Below are 24,088 nucleotides of genomic sequence, written 5' to 3'. Positions count from 1 at the left end.
AATTAGCTTACATACAAATTCAATAAAGAAACATTCATCTTCAACAGTTAGAACTTAAGAATTTTCGGAATTATCAATGTTTTCAGTTTGAGTTAACTGAAAACCGTTTGATAGTCATAGGTGAAAATGGAGTTGGTAAATCTAATCTTCTTGAATCCGTAGAACTCCTGTCTAGTTTACGTTCTCATCGATCTAATCGAAACCAGGATTTAATTTATTGGGATCAAGATAAGGCTTGCTTATCTGCAATGCTTGAAGATGATCAAAAACTTGCTTTAGAGTTAAATAGGAAAGGTGGGAGAAAAGCTTACAAAAATGAAAAACTTTTAACTCGTCAAATTGATTTGATAGGTCCTATGAGAAGCGTAGGGTTTAGCGCGCTTGATCTTGACTTGATTAGAGGAGAACCTGCTCTTAGACGAAATTGGTTAGATAGAATTGTGCAACAACTTGAGCCTATTTATTCTGATTTGATAGGGAGGTTTTCAAGATTGCTTAGGCAAAGAAGTCAGCTTTGGCGAAATTTAAGTGTTGAATCTAATAAGGATAAAAATATTTTATTAGATTCTTATGATATGCAAATGGCTTTAGTGAGTACCAGAATTCATCGAAGACGTAGGCGTATTTTAAATCGGCTACTTCCTATGGCTGCAAGTTGGCAACAACATCTAAGTAATAGTAAAGAAAAACTAAATATTGTTTATTTGCCCGGAAGTAAACTCGAAGGTGAGGAGAGTGAAAGGTGTTGGAGGGAGAGTATTGAACGTCAACTGTTAGAAATCAGGCTTGAGGAAGAGATAACGGGGAATTGTCGAGTAGGTCCTCATCGTGATGATGTGCAGTTTCAAGTAAATGGAGTAGATGCAAGACGTTTTGCCTCTGCTGGTCAGCAGAGGACTATTGTGTTGGCTTTGAAATTGGCCGAATTAGAATTAATCAAAAAGGTGTATGGCCAATCTCCGGTTTTGCTTTTAGATGATGTATTGGCAGAGCTTGATCCCAAGCGACAATTATTGCTTTTAGATGCTGTCGGTCAGAAACATCAGTGTTTAATCAGTGCTACGCATGTCGACTCTTTTGAAGGTGAATGGGTACGAAACTCTCAATTAATGCAATTAGATTCCTTGGGTTGAAACTATTAGTCGGTTATTGTGGGGATGATTTTTAGATAGATATGGAACCCTCTTTGTCAGAATTGCATCCAAATCCTGGATGGCGTGACTCTTGCAAATCAAATGATATAGAAATCTTACATACTAGCTGCGGTGAGAATATTTCCAGGCACTGCATACTTGAACTTTATCAATGCGATCATGCGAAGCTTAATGATGAAGCTTTTATAAGGACAACCATTACAACATCAGCCAAAATTGCTGGTGCAACACTTATAAATTTGGTAACACATAGTTTTAAACCTCAGGGTGTTACGGGATTAGCTTTATTGGCTGAATCTCATATCTCTATACACACATGGCCTGAGATTGGTTATGCCGCAATTGATGTATTCACGTGTGGTGACCATACGATGCCTGAAAAAGCCTGCAAGTTACTTTTTAAAGATTTTTTGGCTCAGCATTTCTCTTTTAGAAATATACAACGAGAAATCCCTCCAGGAATTCAAGCTTTGCATCGTGAGCTTTGATCAAGATGCTCAGTGATAGTAAATCACCAATCATGTTGGCCTTAAAGTTGATTTTTTAATCAGTTTTAATGTCTCTAGTTAGCTTTCCACTAATAAAACCCTCAAGATCTAGGCTTATTGAATGGAACCCTAAATATAAAAAATATTTAATTAATTGATTTCTTTCAATATTTTTGAGAAAGCTATCTATTTCATTGGCGGGTAATTCGATTCTCGCTGAAAGGCCTTGACTTCTTACTCGCACTTTAGAAAAACCTTGATTAATAATCCATTCTTCTGCTAAGGCTATTTGTTCAAGCCTTTTTGAACTGATCTCTTCTCCAAAAGGAATGCGAGAGGCTAAACATGGTTGAGCAGGTTTATCCCACCAAGGTAAACCCAATGATTTAGAAATCGAACGAATTGATTTTTTATCTATTTTCAGTTCTGCCAGAGGTGATATCACTCCTGCCTGATTAGAGGCATTAATACCTGGCCGAAAGTCATCAAGATCGTCAAGATTAACTCCATCAAGCACCTGAGCATTATGGAATCTTTTTGCAATTTGATTTAAATGTTTGTGTAACTCTTTTTTGCATGCAAAGCACCTGTTTTCAGGATTCTTAAAGTAATTTGGTTCATTGATTTCATTCGTTTGGCATTCTTCATGATGAATACCAATCCAAGTTGCTTGAAGACGCGCTTGCTTAAGCAAATATGGAGCTAGGGAAGGAGATACACCAGTAACTGCAATAGCTTTAGATCCTAGTTGCTCTTGCGCTATTGTTGCTACTAATGAACTATCAACGCCTCCAGAGAATGCAACACATGCATTATCTACATCTTTAATAAACTCCCTTAACAATTTTAATTGCCTCAGTTCCAATTCAGATAAAGATTCGAGTTGACTAAAAAACACTTTTTTAAAAGTTCATTAATTTGATTAAATTGACACTCCTATGTTCTTTCATCTTTGTATGCATTTCATATATTCTATGACGGCCAATCTATAAGAAGTTAAGTTGCATACATAAGAAACAGAATTTTCGTTGTGGTATTAAACGGTATAGGAATTACGACAGCATCGGAAAGCCAGGAGCGTAGTCACGGACAATTACATGTTTATGACGGAGAAGGAAAAGGCAAAAGCCAGGCGGCTTTGGGGGTGGTTTTGAGAACTATAGGGCTAGGAATATGCGAGAAAAGAGAAACAAGAGTATTACTTCTTAGATTCTTGAAAGGACCTGGTCGCTCGTATGATGAAGATGCCGCAATAGATGCTTTGCAGCAAGGATTTCCCCATCTGATTGATCAAGTCAGGACGGGAAGGGGGGAATTTTTTAACGCCAACCAATCTACACAATTTGATTATCAAGAAGCTCAAAGAGGCTGGGACATTGCAAAGGGGGCAATTGCTAGTGCTTTATATTCAGTTGTTGTCCTTGATGAATTAAATCCTGTTCTCGATTTAGGATTATTACCTGTTGAAGAAGTTGTTAAAACACTTACTTCAAGACCGAACGGTATGGAAATTATCGTTACTGGAAGAGCTGCGCCAAACCCTTTGATAAAAGTTGCGGAACTTCATTCTGAAATGAAAGCTCATAGACGTCCTGAAATGAATAAAGATAAAATTCTTTTTGAGAACAATATTGGTGGAATTGAAATATATACCGGGGAAGGGAAGGGGAAATCAACCAGTGCTTTGGGGAAAGCTTTACAAGCTATTGGTAGAGGGATTAGCCAAGATAAAAGTCATCGTGTATTGATTTTGCAATGGCTGAAGGGTGGTAGTGGTTACACAGAAGATGCAGCTATTGCCGCTCTTCGAGAAAGTTACCCTCATCTTGTAGACCATCTTCGATCTGGTAGAGATGCAATTGTTTGGAGAGGCCAACAAAAGCCTATTGATTATGTAGAAGCTGAAAGGGCATGGGAAATTGCAAGGGCAGCCATCTCAAGCGGTCTTTATAAGACGGTGATTTTGGATGAGTTAAATCCAACGGTTGATTTGGAACTTCTACCAGTTGAGCCCATTGTTCAAACATTGCTACGCAAACCATCAGAGACCGAAGTGATTATTACAGGAAGATGTAAAAACCAACCTTTATATTTTGATTTAGCAAGTGTTCATTCTGAGATGGTGTGTCACAAGCACTATGCAGAAAAAGGAGTGGATTTAAAACGGGGAGTTGATTATTAGCTCTAAATAAATTTTTCTTTATTCCATGCATCAATACCTCCTTCAATATTTATACCTCTAATTCCAAATTTATTTAATTGCTTTATTGCGCGCAATGATCTTTTACCGCTTTTACAAAATACATAAAGATTTTTATTCTTGGAAAGACTTTTAATTTCATTTATGGCTTCTCCGCTTTCAATAGTACTAATTGGTATTAGCTTTGAGCCTAAAATTGTACATTCATCATGTTCCATTTGGTTGCGAACATCTATTAATAAAATTTCTTTTGATGATTGACTAAGTAGTATCTTTAATTCCTTAACTGAAATACTTATTATGTCAAACTCTACATCATCTTTAACTTTGATATTTGAACAGAAAATTTTATAGTCTATTAGCTTTTTGATTTTTCTATTCTCTGGATTGGCTTTCAAATTTAGCTCTTTAAATCTCATTTTTAATGCATCAAAGATGAGTAGCCTTCCGTTTAGTGGATCTCCAATATTTGTTATGATTTTTATAGCTTCTGCTGCTTGAATTGTACCAATGATTCCTGGGAGAATTCCCATGACTCCTGCTTCAGAACATGATGGAATCAATTCTTGTGGAGGTGGTATTGGAATAAGATCTCGATAGTTAGGACTATCTTCCTTTAAATTAAATACACTAGCTTGGCCTTCAAATTTTGAAATTGAACCATATATATTAGGCTTTTTAAGTATTAGGCAAGCATCATTAATGAGGTAGCGCGTGGGGAAATTGTCTGAACAATCACATATAACATCATAATTTGTAAGTATTTCCAAAGCATTACTACTTTTTAACTCTTGATTGAATAAATCTACTCGACAGGAAGGATTGATTTTGAGTATTTGTTGTTTAGCAGAATCTGTTTTTAACATGCCTATTGAATTTGTCCTATGAATGATTTGCCTTTGTAAATTTGAGTATTCAACTACATCAAAATCAATGATGCCGATACGTCCAATTCCAGCTGCTGCAAGATAAATTAAAAGAGGAGATCCTAGGCCCCCTGTCCCAATGCAAGCAACTGAGCTTGTCTTCAATTTTTCTTGGCCTTTAATACCTATTTCAGGAAGACTTATATGTCTTGCATACCTAGCTATTTCGTCAGGACTTAAATTTGATTGATTCTGACTTTGCTCCATTAATCAAACCTTTCCTGATTTATTTACGTTAAAGTAAAAAGTTTAATTTTCACGCTATGAAAGTTTAAATTATTTTTGATCCACCATGCTTTTAAATCTCCATCATTATTTGAAATAACCATAAGACCAGGACATTGGTGGAAGAATAAATCCATTTCTGACGGTTTGTTTTCACCTGAAGGATGAGAATGAGCAGAGCATAAAACTTCTAGACCATTCTCTCTTGCCCATTTTTGGGATGCAATTTGATCTTTAGAGTTTATTTCGAAGCGATTTTTTTTTGACAATTGAATATTTTTTTGATCGGTAAAATCGCTTATATTTTGATCAATTAATTTAGATTCTTCTTCTCCCCAAATATTTCGACAATTCCAGATGTGAGTTACTTCCCAAATATTTTGTTTGGGATTTTTAGTGGAGCTATTTTTTGTGCCTATTAACATACAGCAGCCTTCCTCTGGCTCTACCTCCTTTAAAAATTTAGAGAGAAGACAATTGGTTTCGTTACGGAATTCTATATATTTTGGAATTTTCATGAGAAAAAATCATTTGATTCGGGATCCTCTCTATTTTGGTTCGGACTTATCTCTATTCTACCTATGGCATTTATCAATTTAATTCGATACGCTCAGACCATATTTGCTTCGTAGCTTGTGTTCATGTCTGACGTAAATCCTGATTCTAAAGATGAATCAAAGACAGGTAAAACAGAAGGTGTTAATTTTTCAGAACGTTACAGCGACGTAATGGGAAAAGTTAATGAATCTTTGAGCAAAATTGATTGGACTCAGATGGGTAAGTATGGCAAGGCAGCAGGTATCATTGCCGTGGTTGTTTTAGCTCAAGTTTTAATCAAGGTTGTTATTGATACAGTTAATTTCTTCCCAATTCTTCCTGGTTTACTTGAACTTCTCGGAATTGTTGTTTTAGGTCAATGGAGTTGGCAGAACTTAACAACAAGTGAAAAAAGAACAGCCGTATTTGATAAAGTTCAAAATCTTAAAAAAGAGTATCTAGGATAAATTGATAAAAAGAATTGGAAATCTAAGGTCTCGTTAAAAACGAGACCTTAGATTTTTTAGTATTGTTAAAGATTTTTCTTTGTAAGATCCGCCGAACATATTTGCATGATTAAGCAAATGGTAAAGATTGTATATGTCAGTTCTATCCTTTGCAGATTTATCTATTGGCCAAATCTCTTCATATCCTTCATAAAACTCTCTATTAAAATCACCAAATAATTTAGTCATAGAGATGTCAACTTCTCTGTCAGCCCAATAACTAGCAGGGTCATATAAGCTCCCCAAACCTTTTTGAGTGCTTCCACAATTGCCGGACCAAAGATCACCATGAACCAATGAAACCCTTGGGAGGTGATCATTTAGATATGAGCTTAAAAATACTAAAACATCCTCATAATAATCAGTTCTAACCCCCCATGCTTCTGCTTTGATAAGTTGTGGCCTAAGACGGTAATTGACAAAGAATTCCCCCCAGTTGCTTTCCCAGCCTCTGGTTTGGGTATTCGAACCTATAAAACCTTCTTCTTCCCATCCGAAATTTGTTTGGCTTCCTTCAGCCGATGATTTATGCAGGAGTGCTAAGCCTTTACCAAGGAGATTTGGTTGGGATTGTTTGATATCTATCCATTCTACAAAAAGAACAGATATATTTTGATAAATGATGAGATCAATTGGTTCAGGAACACAGATATAAGATTCATCAGCAAATCTTTTTAGAGCTAAAAGACACTCACGTTCGAACTTAAACATATTAATATTGTCTATAAGATTTGATTTGGCAAAAACTTTCTTGTCATTTTGGAAATGAATGCACCAAGCTTTATGTATACAACCTCCGCTTACCGGAATTATTTTCTCTATTGATAATGAGTTTTTGCTTAATTTATTTGAAATTGAAAAAGCTTTTTGGATTAATTCCTCCATTCACTTTATTCTCACTTGATAATTATTGATGTCTGAAGAATCTATCATTGTTGTTGGAGGAGGGATAGCTGGATTAACAGGTGCTGCGCTTCTTGCAAAAGAAGGTTATCCAGTAACTTTGTTAGAATCACATGATCAACTAGGTGGTTGTGCAGGAACTTTTAAAAGGGGTTCTTATACCTTTGATGTAGGTGCTACTCAAGTAGCAGGACTTGAGAAGGGAGGAATTCATCATCGTTTATTTAATTATTTAGATATTCCCATACCTGATGCAAAAATTTTAGATCCTGGATGTTCCGTTTTTCTTGGTGATGGGAGTGAGCCAATCAATCTTTGGCATGATCCATTAAGATGGCAGAAAGAAAGACAAGAACAATTTCCAGGCAGTGATATTTTCTGGTCATGGTGTTCTAAAATTCATAAAAGTAATTGGGAATTTGTTGATAGAGATCCGATACTTCCAGTTAGAAGTTTTTGGGATTTAAGGCAATTAATTAGAGCAATACGTCCTTCAAATCTTTTAACAGGTTTTTTGAGTAAGTTGACTATTACAGACTTATTGACAATAACTGGTTGTCATAAAGATAGACGACTAAGAGGCTTTCTAGACCTTCAATTAAAACTTTATTCTCAAGAGCCAGCCAGTAGAACGGCAGCTTTATACGGTGCAACTGTTCTTCAAATGGCTCAATCTCCTAGAGGGCTATGGCATCTTCATGGCTCAATGCAAATCCTCAGCGATCGCTTGAAAGATAGTTTTTTAAGGGATGGTGGAAGCCTTTTGATTGGGCATAGAGTGACTAAAATAGTAAGTAAAAAAAATCCAAAAATTTTTGATGTCAATGTAATTGATAAAAGAAAAAATTCCATACGACTAAAAGCATCCGATATTATTTTTAGCTTGCCTCCTCAATCTCTTTTAGATTTAATTCCTATTGATGGAGGTTTATCCACAGCATACCGTGAAAGTATAAAAAAATTACCCAAACCTAGTGGTGCCCTTGTATTCTATGGAGCTCTTCGTCGTGCTGACTTGCCAGATGATTGCCCAGGGCATATTCAAATATTCGATGAGCATTTTGGCTCTGTATTTATATCTATAAGTATGGAAGATGATGAACGTGCACCTGCTGGAATGGCGACTTTAATTGCCAGTGTATTTGTTGATATTGATCAATGGTCTAATTTAGATAGTCAATCCTATGCCAGAAAAAAAAATATTTCAGCAAAACAAATTAGAACTATTCTAAATAAAAAGTTTGATTTGCTAGAGACGAGTTGGGATCATCAAGAACTTTCAACCCCAAGAAGCTTTGAAAGGTGGACAGGGCGTCCTGGTGGAATAGTCGGAGGTCTTGGTCAACATCCAGACCAATTTGGCCCTTTTGGCTTTTCAAGTAGAACCCCTCTCAGAGGTTTATGGCTTTGTGGAGATTCAATATATCCGGGTGAAGGTACAGCTGGTGTTAGCCAATCAGCCATGATGGTTGTCAGACAACTCATGGAATGCAAAGGTAGAACTTTGAATATTCCTGTCTTTAATTAGTTAGGTTCTAAATAAAATTTTGTCTTTCATTCTGTGTATTGACTAGTATTTTTTCGAGTTCATTCCAGTTCTCTTCAAGTAGATATCTTTCAAAAAGATCTAGAGAATGTCTATAAGATGCAAAATGTCTCTGTATATTTGTCTTGTTGAATTTTGCCATGGAGACTCCTAGTCCTGGGTTGCCACCACCGACCCTAGAGGTGTCAGCAAAACCACTGGATGCTATACTTTTTGCAAGCGAATATAAAGAAGGCTTTATATCTGTACTGAGTGTATTGAGCAATGCTGCGCTAATTAGAACTGGTAAATGTGAAATCAAGGCAACAGCTTCATCATGTATTTGAGCTTCAGAGCTTATCCATTGACTCCCAAGTGATAAAGAAATTTGGCGCACAATTGCGAGAGCTTTTTGATCAGTTTCTTTATTTGGAGTAACGACCCATGGCTTATTTTTAAATAAATTATGTTGACCTGCATTAACACCAGATTCTTCCGTTCCTGTCATTGGATGACTGGCTACAAAACGCGGATGTAGCTTGGTCCAAGTATTTAAAACAGGGACTTTGACAGATCCAACATCAGTAACAACAGCATTTTTAGGAATGGCATCGATTAAAACTGATGAAGGATTTAGGAGCAGCTCAAGTGGTAAAGCAATATAAATAAGAGAACAATTTTTCAATACACTTGGATCAGTACTAACAATGTGGGCTAGTTTTCTTTCTCGGGCTTTTTGTGCAGTTTTTTCTCGATGAGTAATCCCATAGATTGTATATCCTAGCTTTTGGAGATCTAAGCCTAGGGAGCCACCAATTAGACCTAATCCAACAATTCCAATATTTTCAGAGGATTTTGTTTTAAGCTCCATAAATAGTATTGTTCTACATCTTTCTTGATAGGGCAACATGTTTAAAAGAATTTATTGATAAAAGGTACTACTAATGCTTGAGGTGAATTCACATAAACATCTAAAAAAATACTATCAAAACAATCTTGCTCTATGGCCTCATAATTTGACCCTCACAAGATTGATCTCTAGAAGCTTAAGTCGCAAAGAAAATACTTTGATTCAATTATCAAGTGACAGCAGAAATTTTTGGTGGCCTGGCCTTTTGATTCCACTTTGTTTGCATAACAATAATATTGTGTTGATTCTTTCAGAGAGACAATATCGACTCTTGTTTGAAGTGGAATTACCAAAGTTAAGATCTAGTCGATTAGGTTTCGATTATGTAGAAGGCATTGAATTAACTCCCTCCGATAAAAAAATTTGGGTTCTAAGTTACCAAGATCTTATTTTTGCAAATGAAAAAGATTTATTAAAAAATCGCCAATTAATTTTCCCTCAAGCTGAGTTTATTTCTAGTGAGCTTAGACAATCTATGTCTATTAAAATTACTCCAAAAGATTGGGAGGATTTAATTACTTCTCACTCACGTTTTGAATCTTCAATTATTCAAGTTCATGAGCACCTAAGTCGACAACTTTTTAGTCATTCATTAAGTTCTGATGCTGTCATAAGAATTGATCATAGGGAGCTTTTAGTATTAAGGGAAATTCTTAAACATGACTTACCTTCCGCAATGCCTTGGAGACGAGCTCTTAAGGCGGTCAACAATGAATGGGTCACATGGGCAAAACTAGATAATCAAAAACTTAGTTGGGATTGGTATTTTCAACCTTTACTTCCTATGCAAACTCTCTCAGGCTTTTTATCAAAAAATACTCTTTTAATGCTGACTAATTCAGGTCAAAAAGACTCTTTCTTTTTAGATTTAAATAGTACAAAAATTACTTTCACTGTGAAAGTGAACTTAGGAAATAAATTCGATCAAGAACCTATTCCTTTATTCGCCCCTAAAAGACAACCTTTGCCCAATACGGCTCATTTTTATCGTCATATTTTAAGACAGTGTCAAAGATTAATTCTTGGTCGTACTCATGCAACTATTATTTTAGTAGATGACTTGCAATTACGACTTCAGATAACTAGTGAATTGGCTGGAGAGTTTGGATTGAGGGTGGTTCATGAAACTACTAATATTGAGACTAATGGGATTATTTGTTGTAGTTGTAATTGGTGGATTATTAATCAGTACAATTTACCAACACCAGATCAGTTGATTTTTCCAGTAATTCCATTGCCTACTTTAGGGGCACCCTGGATTGCCGCTAAAGTTGAAATGCTTAAGCATCAAGGTCGTGACTGGTTTCGAGAATTCCTTTTCCCCGAGACTCTCACTATTCTTCTCAAATCGCTTGCCATCATTAGAGGTAAAGATGTCCGAGTCGCTATACTTGACGGCCGTATGCACTATAGAAGTTGGGGAAAGCTAATATTTGAAGCTCTTGAGCCGTGGGTTGCTTTAGAGCGTTTATTGCCTTATTAAAATCAATCTCTTAGATTAAAAAATATTGTTTTTTTATAATGGGAGAAGCTCGCCGAAGATCTGAACAAGGCTTAAAACCTCGTAGTAAGAAAAACACTAGGAATGAGTCACCTCGTATTGTCTCTTGGTTTCCTGTTACACAAGCGCAAAGAGATCAATTTATACAATTAAGTATTCGTGCAGGATGGGTAGGCATTGCTGCTTTAGTTATCCTTTGGATTATTGTCCGCTTTGTTGGTCCTGCTGCAGGGTGGTGGATTCCTGCAGACATCAGATAAAGCCAAGTATCGTTTTACCTTTAACTGTTCGCTGAAACTTGGCTTAAGTTTGGTCGTAATGAAGCATGTCGAGCAGCTGCTGCTAATGGTCTCATTGAATTAGCACTTACTTCTGAGCCTTCAGTTAATTTATCTTTAACTAATTTTTCAATTATTTCTTTTGATTCAGGATTTTGTTCAAGCCAAGTAATCGTATTGTCTCTTCCTTGCCCAATATTGTCACCTTCATAGCTATACCAAGCTCCTTTACGAGTAACGACATTAGTCTCATCTGCTAAATCAAGAAGACAACCAAGAGTACTAATGCCTTTTCCAAAAAGAATATCAAATTCTGCTATTCGAAACGGAGGTGCAACTTTGTTTTTTGCGACTTTCACTTTTGCACGAATTCCATATTCTTCAGTTCCTCTCTTTAACGTTTGAATACGACGAATATCTAATCTTACAGAGGCATAAAATTTAAGAGCATTTCCACCAGTTGTTGTTTCTGGATTTCCATATGTAATACCAATTTTTAGACGTAATTGATTTAAGAAAATTACTGTGCAACCAGACTTGCCAATATTTCCAGTAATTTTTCTCATTGCTTGACTCATTAGACGCGCTTGAGCACCTACTGAATGATCACCCATTTCTCCTTCTATCTCTGAACGGGGCGTAAGTGCAGCGACTGAATCAACAACAACTAGATCGACTGCAGCAGATCTAATAAGTTGGTCAACGATTTCCAATGCCATCTCTCCTGTATCCGGTTGAGATACGAGAAGATTCTCTACATCAACACCAAGAGAAGCTGCATAGACTGGGTCAAGAGCATGTTCTGCATCTACAAATGCAGCAACTCCGCCGTTACGTTGAATTTCAGCTATTGCATGTAATGTCAGCGTTGTTTTCCCAGAACTTTCGGGACCATACACTTCAATTACACGTCCTTTGGGATAGCCGCCACCAAGCGCCAAATCAAGAGTTAAAGCACCAGTAGATATTGTTTCTACCCGCATCTTTGACGCGTCCCCAAGACGCATGATCGAACCCTTCCCGAAATTACGTTCTATTTGCCCAACCACTAAGCTTAATGCTTTTTCTTTTTCTCCAGATTTTGCGTTTATTTTCTTAGATTCAGTGGATTGGAGTGACTTACCTTCGTTTGACATGACAAATAACGTTAATTCAGAGGGATAACAACAGACGTTGGGATTGATGATGAAATACTCAGTTCCTCAACGAATAGCAATTAAGCCGATAGTACAGACGTACGCTATTAAGTCAAGACCATTTCGAGATTGGTTCTCGTAAAGTATCTAAATTTAGTAATTTAATACTAGAAGGAAGATTATTTCGATCCTGAGGTTTCAAGTATCCCCAGCTTGCTAAGTAACAAGGGATAGATTTCAGGTTGGAATCTTCCAAGACTTTTTCTAGGGTTGTTCTACGATCTTCAATGAACCCTCGAATTATTCTTTTTTGTAAGAGTTCGTTCAAGACATCGACTTTGCTTCCAGATTCGTGACCGAAAACAAGCTTTGGTTGAAGATCGAAACAAGCCAAAAGTTTGTTAGTGAACTCAATACTTTTTGTTGTTAAAACAGCAAATTCAATGCCTTCCTTCTCAAGTGTCTTGAGGCGTTGAGTGACTAAAGAAAAAGGCTGATGAAAATTTAACCATTGATTGAAATTATTTGAAATTGCTTCTCTTCTAGTTTGATTTAAAGCTTCTTGTAATTGAAAAGGTGTCCAACCCCATTTTTTAAGAGCTAAAGAGCATTCTGTTTGATAATTTTTTGAGAAATATTGTAAACCTTTTAAGTTTAATTTACTAGTTTTATTTGAACATTCAGCAGCGAGAACAACCATTTCCCAACCCTTATGAACCCAAGGTCTCATGGCCTTAAAAGCTAGGGGAATCTCACTAGAAAAAGAAATAATTTCTTTTTCTTTACTAGAAAATATGTTTAGACAAGTTTGACGAGAACTTGACCAGTACTCCTTAATGCCGTCAACGATGACACCATCAAAATCAAGAACAAGTAGAGGTTTCTCTATCACTAACTGTTTAAAACTGGGCCGCTAGGATTCGAACCTAGGAATGTCGAGACCAAAACCCGATGCCTTACCACTTGGCGACGGCCCATTGTTCCAGATCTATGTTTGCAATTGAGAGACATAGAGTTGGATTCTTTCTATTAGATGATTGCATATTTGATTCAGTCCTGTCATGTCTTTATCCAGTTTTTTTTAGTTAATCGGAAGATTTCTTCATTAATGCAGCTCATCGTGAGCTTTCGAATGATTGATTTAGCTAGGAAAATTCAATTATAAAGATTTTCTTACAAGCCAAGGATTTATCAGTCGTTTTGCCTCTGAAAGAGCAGCTTCCCAGCCTTCAGGCCACTCTCTAAGACTAATTCCTTTTTGTTGAGCCTCTTCTAACCATGGTTGGATTATTTTTCTTGCTTGCCCGCCAAAAGCAACTCCCTCAGGCCCTTTAATCTCTGGAAGGTAATTAATGGTCGATTCATTAGTCCCTCCAGCAAGTTGTAAGGGGCCTGGTGGAGATATTGGGCGTATTCTTTCCCAGAGTTTTACTGCGATTTTGGCCGCACCTGCTCCAAGATCTCCACTCATTCGACGCCCATCAATTTGCCAAAGAGGTTTTTGATTATGAATTCTCAGGAATTTATGTCGCAGCCAAAGTTCTTCTGCTAATTTTTCATGGTTTATTCCATGCCCTTGTAAACCGCAGCTGACAGATAATCGCTGTAGCTGCAGGTCGACTGTAAAAATTTCCTTGATTGTTTTTTCAAATTCTTTGCCTCTTCCTGGAGCAGTATGAATCTCTACTGCATCTGGTCTGATAGTTGTTAACAATTGAGCAAAATCTTTCAGAGTTAATCTTCGATCCTTTTCTTGAATGATTCCTAATGGGCATGTATCAATACATCGGCCACATCCATAGCATTTATTAGCCTTTATACCGCCTTCGTTTCCAATAGCGTGAGCTGGACAAATATTTTGACAGGGTCTTAAGCAATTCGAAGGACATAGGTCTGGATTAAACCAAGCTTTGCGAAAATGCGCATCTTTTCCATCACTTAAGCTGATCATTAGCCAAGGTTTTTTTCCATAAGTTTGGAAAACCCAATCAATAGCATTGCGAGCTGCATGGATAACAGCTTCGTCGGCAGCGAGGTCAATGCAATGAACCCCTGCCGCTCCATAAATTGAGCAAAGATCAGTTATTGAAGGTAAGTCTTGATTACTTGCGCCACAAATTAATTTTACCCAGTTACCTTTTTTGAGGGCTTCAGAATTACAAATCGAATTTTGAGTGATCACCTTGATGAATTTCTAATCTCTATTGATGAATTCATTTAATGGTTGCCATTTAATACTACGAGCCCCTCCCATCTCAATAACAATTTTGATTCGAGGTTCCTTTTGGCAGAGATTATTTATTGCTAATAGTTCTGACTTGGATAAGACTTGCCCCTCTAATAACCATAAAACCAAGGGTTTATCTTCGACTAATAATTCATTTAATTGAGGAATAACTTGTTGAACTTCCCCTAAGGCCCCATTTCTTCCAACATTTTGATGTCCTAGATGTGGTGGTCTGATTCCATGTAATTGGGTAAGGAAGACAACTGGATCTCCTAATCCTCTAGCAGAAGTTATCTGTGTTTGATATCCACTAGCTCTCAGTCTTCGAAGTAAACGAGTTTCTGCTCCACCTTCTAATGGAGAAAGGATGGCAAGGCAGCCGAATGATTCAAGATCAGTGCGAAATTTCTGACCAGAGAGTAATAAAGGCATCCTTAAATAAAATTTTTTATCTTATTCAAGTGAAGCATCACACAAAATGGGTCTTAATAGTGTAATCTTTTAAGTTGCTAAAGCTTTTCTATGCCCGCCCGCTAGCCGGGCCTCTAGACGCTTGAGCAGACTAGGCGTTTGCGTTTAGTCTTTTTGGCCAGTACAGAAGGATTTATTTCCTTTTGTCGAGATACTCTTTGAACTTTTTGAAAAGTTTGAAAAAGTCTCAGTCAGCTGATAGTCGCTAGCATTTTTCCAAATAAATTGAACTCCAATTAACTTCAACTTTTTTGGCTAGAATAGGCGATTTAATTCAGATTCCAAGTCTCTCTTTTTACAGATTGACCTTTTAGTTGGCGTTTATTTAACTCATGTCTTTAGGAATCTTAGGTAAGAAGTTGGGTATGTCCCAACTCTTCGATGATCAAGGCAGAGCCGTTCCAGTCACTTTGATCGAAGCGGGTCCCTGTCGAATCACTCAATTGAAGTCTGCCGATACAGATGGCTATGCCGCTGTACAAATAGGCTTTCAATTAATTCGTGAAAAACTTATCAACAAGCCTTCAAAAGGTCATCTCGTGAAATCAGGAGATGACCTTTTGCGTCATCTTCGAGAGTACCGAGTGGAAAATTCTGGTGAATTTGAACTTGGAGCTGCAATAACGGTTGATGATTTCAAAACAGGTCAAAAGGTTGATGTTAGCGGCGACACAATGGGGAGAGGATTCGCTGGTTATCAAAAGCGACATGGTTTTAGCCGAGGTCCTATGAGCCACGGTTCGAAAAATCATCGGTTACCTGGTTCAACAGGAGCTGGAACCACTCCTGGTCGTGTTTATCCTGGAAAGAGGATGGCTGGTCGTATGGGTGGTAAAAAAGTTACTACGAGAGGCCTTGAAATTCTCAAGATAGATACTGACCACAATTTATTAGTAGTAAAGGGATCTGTTCCAGGGAAGCCTGGATCTCTTTTAAACATCAGACCTGCCATAAGAGTTGGCGTCTCTACCCACCAAGGAGGTAAATGATGGCTAACTGTACTGTTCTTGATTGGCAAGGTAAAGAGACTGGCGAATCATCAATTGATTTGAAAATCGCCAAGGAATCATCTGCAGCAGATCTATTGCATCGCGCTGTTTTGCGCCAGCAGGCTCACAGCCGCCAAGGGACTGCAAGTTCTTTGACTAGGTCAGAGGTTCGAGGCGGCGGTCGAAAACCCTACAAGCAAAAGGGTACTGGTAGAGCAAGGCAAGGTTCAATTAGAACTCCTCTTCGTCCTGGAGGTGGAGTTATATTTGGCCCTAAGCCTCGGAAATACAACTTGGAAATGAATAGGAAGGAACGAAGGCTAGCTCTTCGTACTGCCCTAATGAGTAGAATTTCAGACGCAAAAATAATTAAAGACTTTGGTTTAAAGCTTGAAATTCCTAAAACAAGCGAAATCGTTGCTCTAATCAAGCGAGTAGGAATTGATTCTGATGGGAAAATTCTTATTATTCTCAATAAACCATCGGAAACTATAAAGCGCTCAATTAGAAACTTAGAGAAAATAAAGCTTATCTCTGCTGATCAATTAAATGTGTTTGATCTTCTCAATGCCGATTCTTTGGTAATAGGTGAAGACGCATTGTCCACCATTAAGGAGGTCTATGGAAATGACTAAATTTTTTGATAAACGACTTACTGATGTGATTAAGCGTCCTTTGATAACTGAGAAGGCTACAAAGGCCTTGGATTTAAATCAGTACACTTTTGAAGTCGATCCAAGAGCAGCTAAGCCTGACATAAAAGCTGCTGTAGAAAAAATGTTTGATGTCAAGGTTCTTGGAATTAGCACTATGAATCCTCCAAGAAAAAGCAGAAGAGTTGGTAGGTTTTCTGGAAAGCGACCTCAAGTGAAAAAGGCTGTGGTCCGCCTTGCCGATGGCGACTCCATACAGTTGTTCCCAGAATCAGAGGAGGCTTAAAACAATGGCTATAAGAAGTTTCAAGCCTTACACACCTGGTACTCGTACAAGAGTAGTAACTGACTTTAGTGAAGTTACATCCAATAAACCTGAGCGCTCACTTGTCGTTTCTAAACATCGAAAGAAAGGGCGTAACAACAGAGGTGTAATTACTTGTCGTCATAGAGGAGGAGGGCACAAAAGGTTATATAGGATTGTTGATTTTCGTAGGAATAAGCATGGTGTTTCAGCCAAAGTTGCGGCAATTCATTATGACCCACATCGGAATGCAAGACTTGCTCTACTCTTTTATTCTGATGGTGAAAAGAGATACATACTTGCACCTGCGGACATAACAGTTGGCCAAGAAGTTATTTCAGGTCCAGATGCACCAATTGAAACTGGTAATGCTTTACCACTTTCTTCAATGCCTTTAGGTTCGAGCGTTCATTGTGTTGAACTTTATCCAGGTAGAGGCGGACAGATGGTTCGTACAGCTGGAGCTAGCGCCCAAGTCATGGCTAAAGAAGGAGATTACGTTGCGTTGAAATTACCTTCAACTGAGGTTCGTTTAGTCAGAAAGGAATGCTACGCAACCCTTGGAGAGGTTGGTAATTCTGAGATTAGAAATACAAGCCTTGGAAAAGCTGGAAGAAGAAGATGGCTGGGTAGAAGACCTCAAGTTAGAGGAAGTGTCATGAATCCATGTGATCACCCTCATGGAGGAGGAGAAGGAAAGGCACCTGTTGGACGTGCTGGCCCTGTGACACCTTGGGGTAAAGCTGCTCTTGGTTTAAAAACCAGGAAGAAAAATAAGCCCAGCAACAAGTACGTTCTTCGAAAACGACGCAAGGTATCTAAACGGAGTAGAGGAGGTCGCGATTCATGATTTCTATCTTTCTTTACCAATTCTTCTTTTAAACCGTTATGGGACGTTCACTAAAAAAAGGACCATTTATTTCAGACAGTTTGCTTCGTAAAATCGAGAAGCAAAACTCTAATGACGATAAAGCTGTCATCAAAACATGGTCTAGGGCCTCAACAATTCTGCCAATGATGATTGGCCATACAATTGCTGTTCACAATGGAAAGAGTCACATCCCTGTTTTCATAACTGAGCAAATGGTTGGACACAAGTTAGGAGAGTTTGCACCAACTCGAACCTACAGAGGTCACATCAGAGATAAAAAAGGAGCACGTTAATCATGACTACTTCATCTACTAAAACGACGGCCCAAGCCCATGGGCGTTATATTCGCGGATCTGCTTCAAAAGTACGAAGAGTTCTTGATCAAATAAGAGGAAGAACTTACAGGGATGCTTTGATCATGCTTGAATTCATGCCTTATCGATCAACTGAGCCAATAACAAAAGTATTACGATCAGCTGTTGCGAATGCAGAAAACAATCTTGGTCTTGAACCTTCTTCGTTGGTGATTAGCACTGCTACCGCTGATATGGGACCACCAATGAAACGCTATAGACCTAGAGCTCAGGGCAGGGCATTTGCAATTAAAAAGCAGACATGCCACATCAGCATTGCTGTTTCGGCCACTCAATCAACCAATTCTGAGGACTCGGACTGATGGGACATAAAATTCACCCCACTGGAATTAGGCTCGGTATCACTCAAGAGCATCGTTCTAAATGGTACGCACCAAGTAAAACTTATCCTTTACTACTCCAAGAAGATGATCGAATCCGTACTTTCATCAAGAAAAAGTATGGACCAGCAGGTATTAGCGATGTCTTGATTGCTCGAAAAGCAGATCAACTTGAGGTCGAATTGAAAACTGCTCGGCCAGGAGTGATAGTCGGTAGGCAAGGAAGCGGTATTGAAGAACTCAGATCTGGTATTCAAAAAACCATCGGTGATAGAAATAGACAAGTACGTATCAATGTTGTTGAAGTAGAAAAAGTTGATGCAGATGCTTATCTTCTGGCCGAATATATTGCTCAGCAACTAGAAAAGCGTGTTGCCTTTAGACGAACTATTCGAATGGCTGTTCAAAGAGCACAAAGAGCTGGTGTTTTAGGTCTTAAAATACAAGTAGGCGGAAGGTTGAATGGCGCTGAAATCGCACGTTCTGAATGGACCCGAGAAGGAAGAGTTCCTCTCCATACTTTGAGAGCAGAAATTGACTATGCAACCAAAGTAGCTACTACAACCTATGGCGTTTTAGGAATCAAAGTATGGGTTTTCAAAGGTGAAGTTCTTCCTAAAGAAGAACAGCCATTACCTGTTGGTTCTTCTCCTAGACGCAATAGGGGGAATCGAAGACCTCAACAATTTGAGGATCGTTCTAATGAAGCTAAATAAGGAGTTTTAATCATGCTTAGTCCCAAAAGAACCAAATTTCGCAAACAACAGAGAGGCCGTATGCGCGGCGTTGCTACTAGAGGCAACAAAATCGCTTTTGGTCAGTTTGCATTGCAAGCACAAGATTGTGGTTGGGTTACCTCCAGGCAAATCGAGGCAAGTAGACGAGCTATGACTCGTTATGTAAAAAGAGGAGGACAAATTTGGATTCGTATTTTCCCTGATAAGCCTGTAACCATGAGGCCTGCCGAGACAAGAATGGGATCTGGTAAAGGTAACCCAGAATTTTGGGTTGCAGTTGTCAAGCCTGGTCGAATCTTGTTTGAAATGGGTGGCGATGACATTACAGAGGAAATTGCAAAAGAGGCAATGCGTCTTGCTCAATACAAGCTGCCAGTAAAAACAAAATTTATTTCCCTAGAGGAAGATCTCAATAAGGGAAATTATAAACCTGCTAAAACGCCAGTTACAGCAGATAATTCGGAGTCATCATCATGAGCAAAATAACTACGAAAGATGTAAGGAATCTCTCTGATTCTGAGATATCAGAAAAGATTGAAAATCTTCGTAAAGAACTTTTTGATCTTCGTTTTCAGCAAGCTACTAGACAGCTAGCTAAAACTCACCGTTTCAAAGACGCACGAACCGAATTGGCTCAACTTTTAACGGTTTCTAATGAGCGAAGTCGCTCAAACACATCATCTTGATTTTTTAGTTATGGCACTTAAAGAAATGGTCGGCACTGTTGTCAGTGACAAAATGCAAAAAACAGTCGTAGTAGCTGTGGAGAACAGATTTCCACATCCTATGTACCAAAAAATTATTAGTCGTACTACTCGATATAAAGCTCATGATGCAGAAAACCATTGCAAAGTGGGAGACAGAGTCAGGATTAAAGAGACTCCTCCTATGAGCGCTCATAAACGATGGACGGTAACAGATGTCCTCGTTAAGGGTATGAAATCCAAGGAGGCTGCAAAATGATCCAGCAAGAAACATTCCTGACCGTTGCAGATAATAGTGGTGCCAAGCGTTTGCAATGTATTAGAGTCTTGGGGTCTAATCGTCGTTATGCCCATGTAGGTGATGTGATTGTTGCTTCTGTTAAAGATGCAATGCCAAATATGGGAGTCAAAAAATCAGACGTGGTGAAAGCCGTTGTAGTTCGTACTAGAGCGACAATGCGAAGAGAAACAGGAAATTCAATTCGCTTTGATGACAATGCTGCTGTTCTTATCAATGATGATCAAAACCCAAGAGGGACAAGGGTCTTTGGACCCGTTGCGCGAGAATTAAGAGAGCGCAATTTTACTAAAATTGTCTCCTTAGCACCTGAGGTTATTTAGTTATGCCAGCAATTAACAAAACCAAAGTGTCTTCTGATCGCATAAAAATGAAGATCCGGAAAGGAGATACAGTTCAGATTATTTCTGGAAAGGATAAGGGTAAAACCGGTGAAGTCCTTCAAACACTTCCCTATGAAAATAGAGTTATAGTCCAAGGAATTAATCAAAGAACAAAGCATGTAAAACCATCACAGGAAGGAGAAACTGGTCGAATAGAGACCAAAGAAACTTCTTTACATGCTTCAAATGTAATGATCTACTCAACTAAAGAAAAAGTTGCTAGTAAGGTTGAAATTTTTGTCGATAAAGATGGATCAAAGAAACGACGATTAAAGAAGACAGGAGAATTAATTGATTAATTAATTCTCTATTTCTTTGTCTGAATTAACTAAAGCAGACTTTCTTTCCCTACTTGAATTCTGACCAAGACCAGAATTACTTTTTTTTCAGCCATGTCACTAAAAACCCGCTATCGAGAGACAATTAGACCAAAGCTTTTGAAAGATCTTGGTCTGAAAAATGTTCATCAAGTTCCTAAGGTGCAGAAAGTCACTTTAAACAGAGGTCTTGGTGAGGCTGCATCGAATTCAAAAGCTTTAGAAGCTTCTCTAGCTGAAATGGCAACAATTTCTGGGCAAAAAGCTCTTGTAACAAGAGCCAAGAAAGCAATTGCGACCTTTAAGATCAGACAAGGAATGCCTATAGGTTGTGTGGTCACACTCAGAGGTGATCGCATGTATGCCTTCCTGGAAAGATTCATTAATTTGGCACTTCCAAGAATTAGAGATTTTCGTGGTGTGAGTCCAAAAAGCTTTGATGGCCGAGGAAATTACACCATTGGAGTCAAAGAGCAACTTATCTTCCCTGAGATTACTTTTGACAAAGTCGACTCTATTAGAGGCATGGATATCACAATTGTGACCAGTGCTTCCTCTGATGAACAAGGTAAGGCTCTTCTTAGTGAAATGGGAATGCCCTTCCGTAAAAAATGAGTTTGATTAGCTAAATACTATGGCCAACCACGATCCAATTTCAGACATGCTTACTCGCATACGAAATGCAAGTGAAAAACGTCATGAAAAAACCAAAGTTCCTGCTTCACGAATGTCTCTTAGTATTGCTAAGGTTCTTCAGCGTGAGGGATTTATTGCAGAAATCAATGAAGAAGGAGAAGGCTTTCGAAAGCATCTCATTCTTGGATTGAAATATACTGGTAAGCATCGTTCACCCATTATTCGTTCAATGCAGCGAGTGAGTAAACCAGGGTTGAGGATTTATAAAAATACTCGAGGATTACCAAAAGTTTTAGGAGGCCTTGGAGTTGCGATAATTTCTACCTCTAAGGGAGTCATGAGTGATCGTGATGCTCGAAAACAAGGTGTTGGAGGAGAAGTCCTCTGCTACGTCTGTTGATTGATTAACTATTTATTATGTCTCGTACTGGTAAAAAACCAATCTCCCTTCCTGAAAAGGTGGATGTAAAACTCGAAGGACTTTCTATCACTGTAAAAGGTCCAAAAGGTCAACTGCAGCGAACTCTTCCTAATGGAGTAAGCCTCAGCAAAAATGAGAACACCATTGTTGTTAAACCGATAAATGAAAAGAGACAGTCCAGGGAAATGCATGGACTATGTAGATCTCTGGTTGCAAATATGGTTGAGGGCGTTAGTAATGGCTTTACAAAAAAACTTGAGATTGTTGGTGTTGGTTCAAGAGCTCAAGTAAAAGGAAAAACTCTTGTTGTTAGTGCCGGTTATAGTCATCCAGTTGAGGTTGTCCCTCCAGAAGGTATAACTTTTAAAGTTGAAAATAATACAAATGTTTCTGTAACTGGACCTGATAAAGAATTAGTTGGCAATGAAGCTGCCAAAATAAGAGCAATTAGGCCTCCAGAACCCTATAAAGGGAAGGGAATTAAATATGAAGGCGAACAAATAATTAGAAAGGCTGGTAAGTCTGGCAAGGCTTAATCTTGCTTATTTGTTTTTAAAAATTTTTTAGACATGTCAAAACTCTCAAGAAAACAACAAACACAAAAACGACATAAACGCTTGAGGAGAAACTTAAGCGGAACAGAAGCTCGACCAAGACTTGCTGTTTTTCGTTCTAATAATCACATCTATGCTCAAATAATAGATGATGATGCTCAAAGCACTATATGTGCAGCATCAACCTTAGATAAAGACTTAAAAGCTTCTCTAAAAGCTAATGCTGGAAGTTGCGATGCTTCTACAGCAGTCGGAGAACTTGTTGCAAAGAAAGCTTTATCAAAAGGCATCAAACAAGTTATCTTTGATAGGGGTGGGAACATCTATCATGGCAGGGTTAAAGCTCTAGCCGAAGCTGCCAGAGTGGCAGGCTTGAACTTTTAATTATTGCTTTAATAATGACAGACTCTAAAAACCAGTCCCCAAGTAAAAAAACTTCTGGATCATCAGATTCCCCTCCTGCCGCAGATGGTAGGCAGGAAAATCGTCGAAATCGTGGCGATAAGCGCGGAGGAAGAAGAGATAGAAGAGGTCAAGAAAGAGACTCTGAATGGCAAGAACGTGTTGTCCAAATCAGAAGGGTTTCCAAAACTGTTAAAGGTGGAAAGAAAATGAGTTTTAGGGCAATAGTTGTAGTAGGAAATGAAAAAGGACAAGTTGGAGTTGGGGTTGGCAAAGCTGGAGATGTAATTGGTGCTGTTCGTAAAGGAGTTGCTGATGGAAAAAAACATTTAGTTCGTGTTCCTTTAACCCGAAATAGCTCTATTCCAACTCTCTCTAATGGTAGAGATGGAGCAGCAAGTGTATTGATTCGTCCTGCAGCACCTGGAACAGGTGTAATTGCGGGGGGGTCAATTCGTACTGTTTTAGAGTTGGCTGGAATTAAAAATGTACTTGCTAAGAGACTAGGTAGTAAGACCCCTCTCAATAATGCTCGTGCTGCAATGGTTGCTTTAAGTGAGTTAAGAACTCATAAAGCCACAGCAAAAGAGCGTGGGATTTCACTTGAGCAGATTTATTCTTAAAAATCATGACTATTAAATTAGAATCACTTCAATCAAATCCAGGATCTAGACGTAAAAAAATGCGTAAAGGACGAGGTATAGCTGCTGGTCAAGGAGCCAGTTGCGGCTTTGGGATGAGGGGGCAAAAATCTCGATCAGGTAGACCTACTCGCCCAGGCTTTGAGGGTGGTCAGATGCCTTTATATAGACGAGTTCCAAAATTAAAGCATTTCCCAATAGTTAATCAGAAAAGTTTTACCGTCCTCAATGTTTCCAGTTTGAATGCATTGAAAGAGGGGACTGTTGTTAACCTTGATTCATTGGTGAAGGTGGGTATTTTGACAAAACCAAAAAATCCTCTAAAAATTCTTGGTAATGGTAAATTAGAAGTGAAATTGACTGTTCAAGCTGCTGCATTCACAACATCCGCCAAAAAGAAAATAGAAGAGGTCGGTGGTAAATGTGAGATATATAATTAGCTTAGCTACCCTGAAAATTTGATTTTATTCATTAACCTCTAATAAATTATCCTTATT

The 24,088-nt window shown here is 38.3% G+C and carries 34 protein-coding genes and 1 tRNA gene; 25 read left to right on the top strand and 10 right to left on the bottom strand.

Going from position 1 to position 24,088, the window contains the following annotated elements; all coding sequences use genetic code 11:
• The first annotated feature begins 32 nt into the window (after positions 1–32).
• Entirely contained in the window at positions 33–1,133 is a 1,101-nt protein-coding gene (gene recF, locus SIB53_RS02705; protein WP_413679102.1) for a DNA replication/repair protein RecF, read from the top strand.
• A gap of 41 nt (positions 1,134–1,174) precedes the next feature.
• Entirely contained in the window at positions 1,175–1,642 is a 468-nt protein-coding gene (gene speD, locus SIB53_RS02700; RefSeq protein WP_413678672.1) for an adenosylmethionine decarboxylase, read from the top strand.
• Positions 1,643–1,697: 55 nt separating this feature from the next.
• Here the strand turns inward: speD and larE are convergent, their stop codons facing one another.
• Entirely contained in the window at positions 1,698–2,540 is an 843-nt protein-coding gene (gene larE / locus SIB53_RS02695; protein WP_413678671.1) for an ATP-dependent sacrificial sulfur transferase LarE, read from the bottom strand.
• Positions 2,541–2,672: 132 nt separating this feature from the next.
• Here larE and SIB53_RS02690 point away from each other — a divergent pair, with 132 nt between their 5' ends.
• Positions 2,673–3,824, top strand: a complete 1,152-nt coding sequence (locus tag SIB53_RS02690) for a cob(I)yrinic acid a,c-diamide adenosyltransferase (protein ID WP_413678670.1) — start codon at positions 2,673–2,675, stop codon at positions 3,822–3,824.
• A gap of 2 nt (positions 3,825–3,826) precedes the next feature.
• Here the strand turns inward: SIB53_RS02690 and moeB are convergent, their stop codons facing one another.
• Positions 3,827–4,975 carry a molybdopterin-synthase adenylyltransferase MoeB gene (gene moeB, locus SIB53_RS02685; protein WP_413678669.1) on the bottom strand — a complete coding sequence of 383 codons (1,149 nt, stop codon included), beginning with the start codon at positions 4,973–4,975 and terminating at the stop codon, positions 3,827–3,829.
• A 23-nt stretch (positions 4,976–4,998) separates the two neighbouring features.
• A complete protein-coding gene (locus SIB53_RS02680) occupies positions 4,999–5,511 on the bottom strand; it encodes a M67 family metallopeptidase (protein WP_413678668.1) in 513 nt (170 codons plus the stop codon).
• Between the two features lie 123 nt (positions 5,512–5,634).
• Between SIB53_RS02680 and SIB53_RS02675 the strand changes: the two genes are divergently transcribed.
• Complete coding sequence (locus tag SIB53_RS02675; protein ID WP_413678667.1) at positions 5,635–5,997, top strand: CAAD domain-containing protein; 363 nt, start codon at positions 5,635–5,637, stop codon at positions 5,995–5,997.
• Between the two features lie 33 nt (positions 5,998–6,030).
• Here SIB53_RS02675 and SIB53_RS02670 read toward each other — a convergent pair whose 3' ends face one another.
• Complete coding sequence (locus SIB53_RS02670; protein ID WP_413678666.1) at positions 6,031–6,921, bottom strand: fructosamine kinase family protein; 891 nt, start codon at positions 6,919–6,921, stop codon at positions 6,031–6,033.
• Positions 6,922–6,949: 28 nt separating this feature from the next.
• Between SIB53_RS02670 and crtD the strand changes: the two genes are divergently transcribed.
• Positions 6,950–8,467, top strand: a complete 1,518-nt coding sequence (crtD, locus tag SIB53_RS02665) for a C-3',4' desaturase CrtD (RefSeq protein WP_413678665.1) — start codon at positions 6,950–6,952, stop codon at positions 8,465–8,467.
• A 7-nt stretch (positions 8,468–8,474) separates the two neighbouring features.
• Here crtD and SIB53_RS02660 read toward each other — a convergent pair whose 3' ends face one another.
• Positions 8,475–9,335, bottom strand: a complete 861-nt coding sequence (locus SIB53_RS02660) for a prephenate/arogenate dehydrogenase (RefSeq protein ID WP_413678664.1) — start codon at positions 9,333–9,335, stop codon at positions 8,475–8,477.
• 73 nt (positions 9,336–9,408) lie between these two features.
• Between SIB53_RS02660 and SIB53_RS02655 the strand changes: the two genes are divergently transcribed.
• Positions 9,409–10,857 carry a helicase gene (locus SIB53_RS02655; RefSeq protein WP_413678663.1) on the top strand — a complete coding sequence of 483 codons (1,449 nt, stop codon included), beginning with the start codon at positions 9,409–9,411 and terminating at the stop codon, positions 10,855–10,857.
• A 38-nt stretch (positions 10,858–10,895) separates the two neighbouring features.
• Positions 10,896–11,135: a DUF2839 domain-containing protein gene (locus SIB53_RS02650; RefSeq protein WP_413678662.1), complete on the top strand. Its 240-nt coding sequence runs from the start codon at positions 10,896–10,898 to the stop codon at positions 11,133–11,135.
• Positions 11,136–11,155: 20 nt separating this feature from the next.
• Here the strand turns inward: SIB53_RS02650 and recA are convergent, their stop codons facing one another.
• The 5 genes from recA to SIB53_RS02625 form a co-directional block, all read right to left on the bottom strand.
• Positions 11,156–12,289 (bottom strand): recombinase RecA, encoded by a 1,134-nt coding sequence (gene recA / locus SIB53_RS02645; protein WP_413678661.1) that lies wholly within the window; start codon positions 12,287–12,289, stop codon positions 11,156–11,158.
• Positions 12,290–12,401: 112 nt separating this feature from the next.
• A complete protein-coding gene (locus SIB53_RS02640; RefSeq protein ID WP_413678660.1) occupies positions 12,402–13,181 on the bottom strand; it encodes an HAD family hydrolase in 780 nt (259 codons plus the stop codon).
• A gap of 13 nt (positions 13,182–13,194) precedes the next feature.
• Positions 13,195–13,266 (bottom strand) — tRNA-Gln (locus SIB53_RS02635).
• Between the two features lie 182 nt (positions 13,267–13,448).
• A complete protein-coding gene (locus tag SIB53_RS02630; RefSeq protein ID WP_413678659.1) occupies positions 13,449–14,471 on the bottom strand; it encodes an LdpA C-terminal domain-containing domain in 1,023 nt (340 codons plus the stop codon).
• A gap of 12 nt (positions 14,472–14,483) precedes the next feature.
• Entirely contained in the window at positions 14,484–14,948 is a 465-nt protein-coding gene (locus SIB53_RS02625; RefSeq protein WP_413678658.1) for an NAD(P)H-quinone oxidoreductase subunit N, read from the bottom strand.
• 371 nt (positions 14,949–15,319) lie between these two features.
• Here SIB53_RS02625 and rplC point away from each other — a divergent pair, with 371 nt between their 5' ends.
• The 18 genes from rplC to rplO all read left to right on the top strand — a co-directional run bounded on the left by rplC (position 15,320) and on the right by rplO (position 24,031).
• The gene (rplC, locus tag SIB53_RS02620; RefSeq protein WP_413678657.1) at positions 15,320–15,976 is read left to right on the top strand and encodes a 50S ribosomal protein L3; all 657 of its coding nucleotides are present in this window, start codon (positions 15,320–15,322) and stop codon (positions 15,974–15,976) included.
• On the top strand, positions 15,976–16,611 hold the full coding sequence (gene rplD, locus SIB53_RS02615) for a 50S ribosomal protein L4 (protein ID WP_413678656.1): 636 nt from the start codon (positions 15,976–15,978) through the stop codon (positions 16,609–16,611). Before rplC ends, rplD begins: the two co-directional genes overlap by 1 nt.
• Positions 16,604–16,915: a 50S ribosomal protein L23 gene (locus SIB53_RS02610; protein WP_413678655.1), complete on the top strand. Its 312-nt coding sequence runs from the start codon at positions 16,604–16,606 to the stop codon at positions 16,913–16,915. Before rplD ends, SIB53_RS02610 begins: the two co-directional genes overlap by 8 nt.
• Before the next feature lie 4 nt (positions 16,916–16,919).
• Complete coding sequence (gene rplB / locus SIB53_RS02605; RefSeq protein ID WP_269623743.1) at positions 16,920–17,783, top strand: 50S ribosomal protein L2; 864 nt, start codon at positions 16,920–16,922, stop codon at positions 17,781–17,783.
• 38 nt (positions 17,784–17,821) lie between these two features.
• A complete protein-coding gene (rpsS, locus tag SIB53_RS02600; RefSeq protein ID WP_269608978.1) occupies positions 17,822–18,097 on the top strand; it encodes a 30S ribosomal protein S19 in 276 nt (91 codons plus the stop codon).
• Between the two features lie 2 nt (positions 18,098–18,099).
• Positions 18,100–18,480 (top strand): 50S ribosomal protein L22, encoded by a 381-nt coding sequence (rplV, locus tag SIB53_RS02595; protein WP_269608975.1) that lies wholly within the window; start codon positions 18,100–18,102, stop codon positions 18,478–18,480.
• Positions 18,480–19,214 carry a 30S ribosomal protein S3 gene (rpsC, locus tag SIB53_RS02590; RefSeq protein WP_413678654.1) on the top strand — a complete coding sequence of 245 codons (735 nt, stop codon included), beginning with the start codon at positions 18,480–18,482 and terminating at the stop codon, positions 19,212–19,214. The genes rplV and rpsC overlap by 1 nt, the downstream gene beginning before the upstream one ends.
• Positions 19,215–19,226: 12 nt before the next feature.
• Positions 19,227–19,712: a 50S ribosomal protein L16 gene (gene rplP / locus SIB53_RS02585; protein ID WP_413678653.1), complete on the top strand. Its 486-nt coding sequence runs from the start codon at positions 19,227–19,229 to the stop codon at positions 19,710–19,712.
• On the top strand, positions 19,709–19,921 hold the full coding sequence (gene rpmC / locus SIB53_RS02580; protein WP_413678652.1) for a 50S ribosomal protein L29: 213 nt from the start codon (positions 19,709–19,711) through the stop codon (positions 19,919–19,921). Before rplP ends, rpmC begins: the two co-directional genes overlap by 4 nt.
• Before the next feature lie 10 nt (positions 19,922–19,931).
• Positions 19,932–20,198, top strand: coding sequence for a 30S ribosomal protein S17 (rpsQ, locus tag SIB53_RS02575; protein WP_413679101.1), 267 nt, complete (start codon positions 19,932–19,934; stop codon positions 20,196–20,198).
• Positions 20,195–20,560, top strand: coding sequence for a 50S ribosomal protein L14 (rplN, locus tag SIB53_RS02570; protein WP_011295463.1), 366 nt, complete (start codon positions 20,195–20,197; stop codon positions 20,558–20,560). Before rpsQ ends, rplN begins: the two co-directional genes overlap by 4 nt.
• Before the next feature lie 47 nt (positions 20,561–20,607).
• Positions 20,608–20,919: a 50S ribosomal protein L24 gene (gene rplX, locus SIB53_RS02565; RefSeq protein WP_413678651.1), complete on the top strand. Its 312-nt coding sequence runs from the start codon at positions 20,608–20,610 to the stop codon at positions 20,917–20,919.
• A gap of 93 nt (positions 20,920–21,012) precedes the next feature.
• Positions 21,013–21,552 (top strand): 50S ribosomal protein L5, encoded by a 540-nt coding sequence (gene rplE, locus SIB53_RS02560; RefSeq protein ID WP_413678650.1) that lies wholly within the window; start codon positions 21,013–21,015, stop codon positions 21,550–21,552.
• Between the two features lie 19 nt (positions 21,553–21,571).
• Positions 21,572–21,973, top strand: a complete 402-nt coding sequence (gene rpsH, locus SIB53_RS02555) for a 30S ribosomal protein S8 (protein ID WP_413678649.1) — start codon at positions 21,572–21,574, stop codon at positions 21,971–21,973.
• A gap of 17 nt (positions 21,974–21,990) precedes the next feature.
• On the top strand, positions 21,991–22,530 hold the full coding sequence (gene rplF / locus SIB53_RS02550; RefSeq protein WP_413678648.1) for a 50S ribosomal protein L6: 540 nt from the start codon (positions 21,991–21,993) through the stop codon (positions 22,528–22,530).
• A 33-nt stretch (positions 22,531–22,563) separates the two neighbouring features.
• Complete coding sequence (gene rplR / locus SIB53_RS02545; RefSeq protein ID WP_413678647.1) at positions 22,564–22,932, top strand: 50S ribosomal protein L18; 369 nt, start codon at positions 22,564–22,566, stop codon at positions 22,930–22,932.
• A gap of 14 nt (positions 22,933–22,946) precedes the next feature.
• Positions 22,947–23,573, top strand: a complete 627-nt coding sequence (gene rpsE / locus SIB53_RS02540; RefSeq protein ID WP_413678646.1) for a 30S ribosomal protein S5 — start codon at positions 22,947–22,949, stop codon at positions 23,571–23,573.
• A gap of 5 nt (positions 23,574–23,578) precedes the next feature.
• Entirely contained in the window at positions 23,579–24,031 is a 453-nt protein-coding gene (rplO, locus tag SIB53_RS02535; protein WP_413678645.1) for a 50S ribosomal protein L15, read from the top strand.
• The last annotated feature ends 57 nt before the right edge of the window (positions 24,032–24,088 follow it).

The organism is Prochlorococcus sp. MIT 0916, from assembly GCF_047305155.1.
GTDB lineage: Bacteria > Cyanobacteriota > Cyanobacteriia > PCC-6307 > Cyanobiaceae > Prochlorococcus_B.
This window is presented reverse-complemented; position numbering and strand designations above follow the sequence as displayed.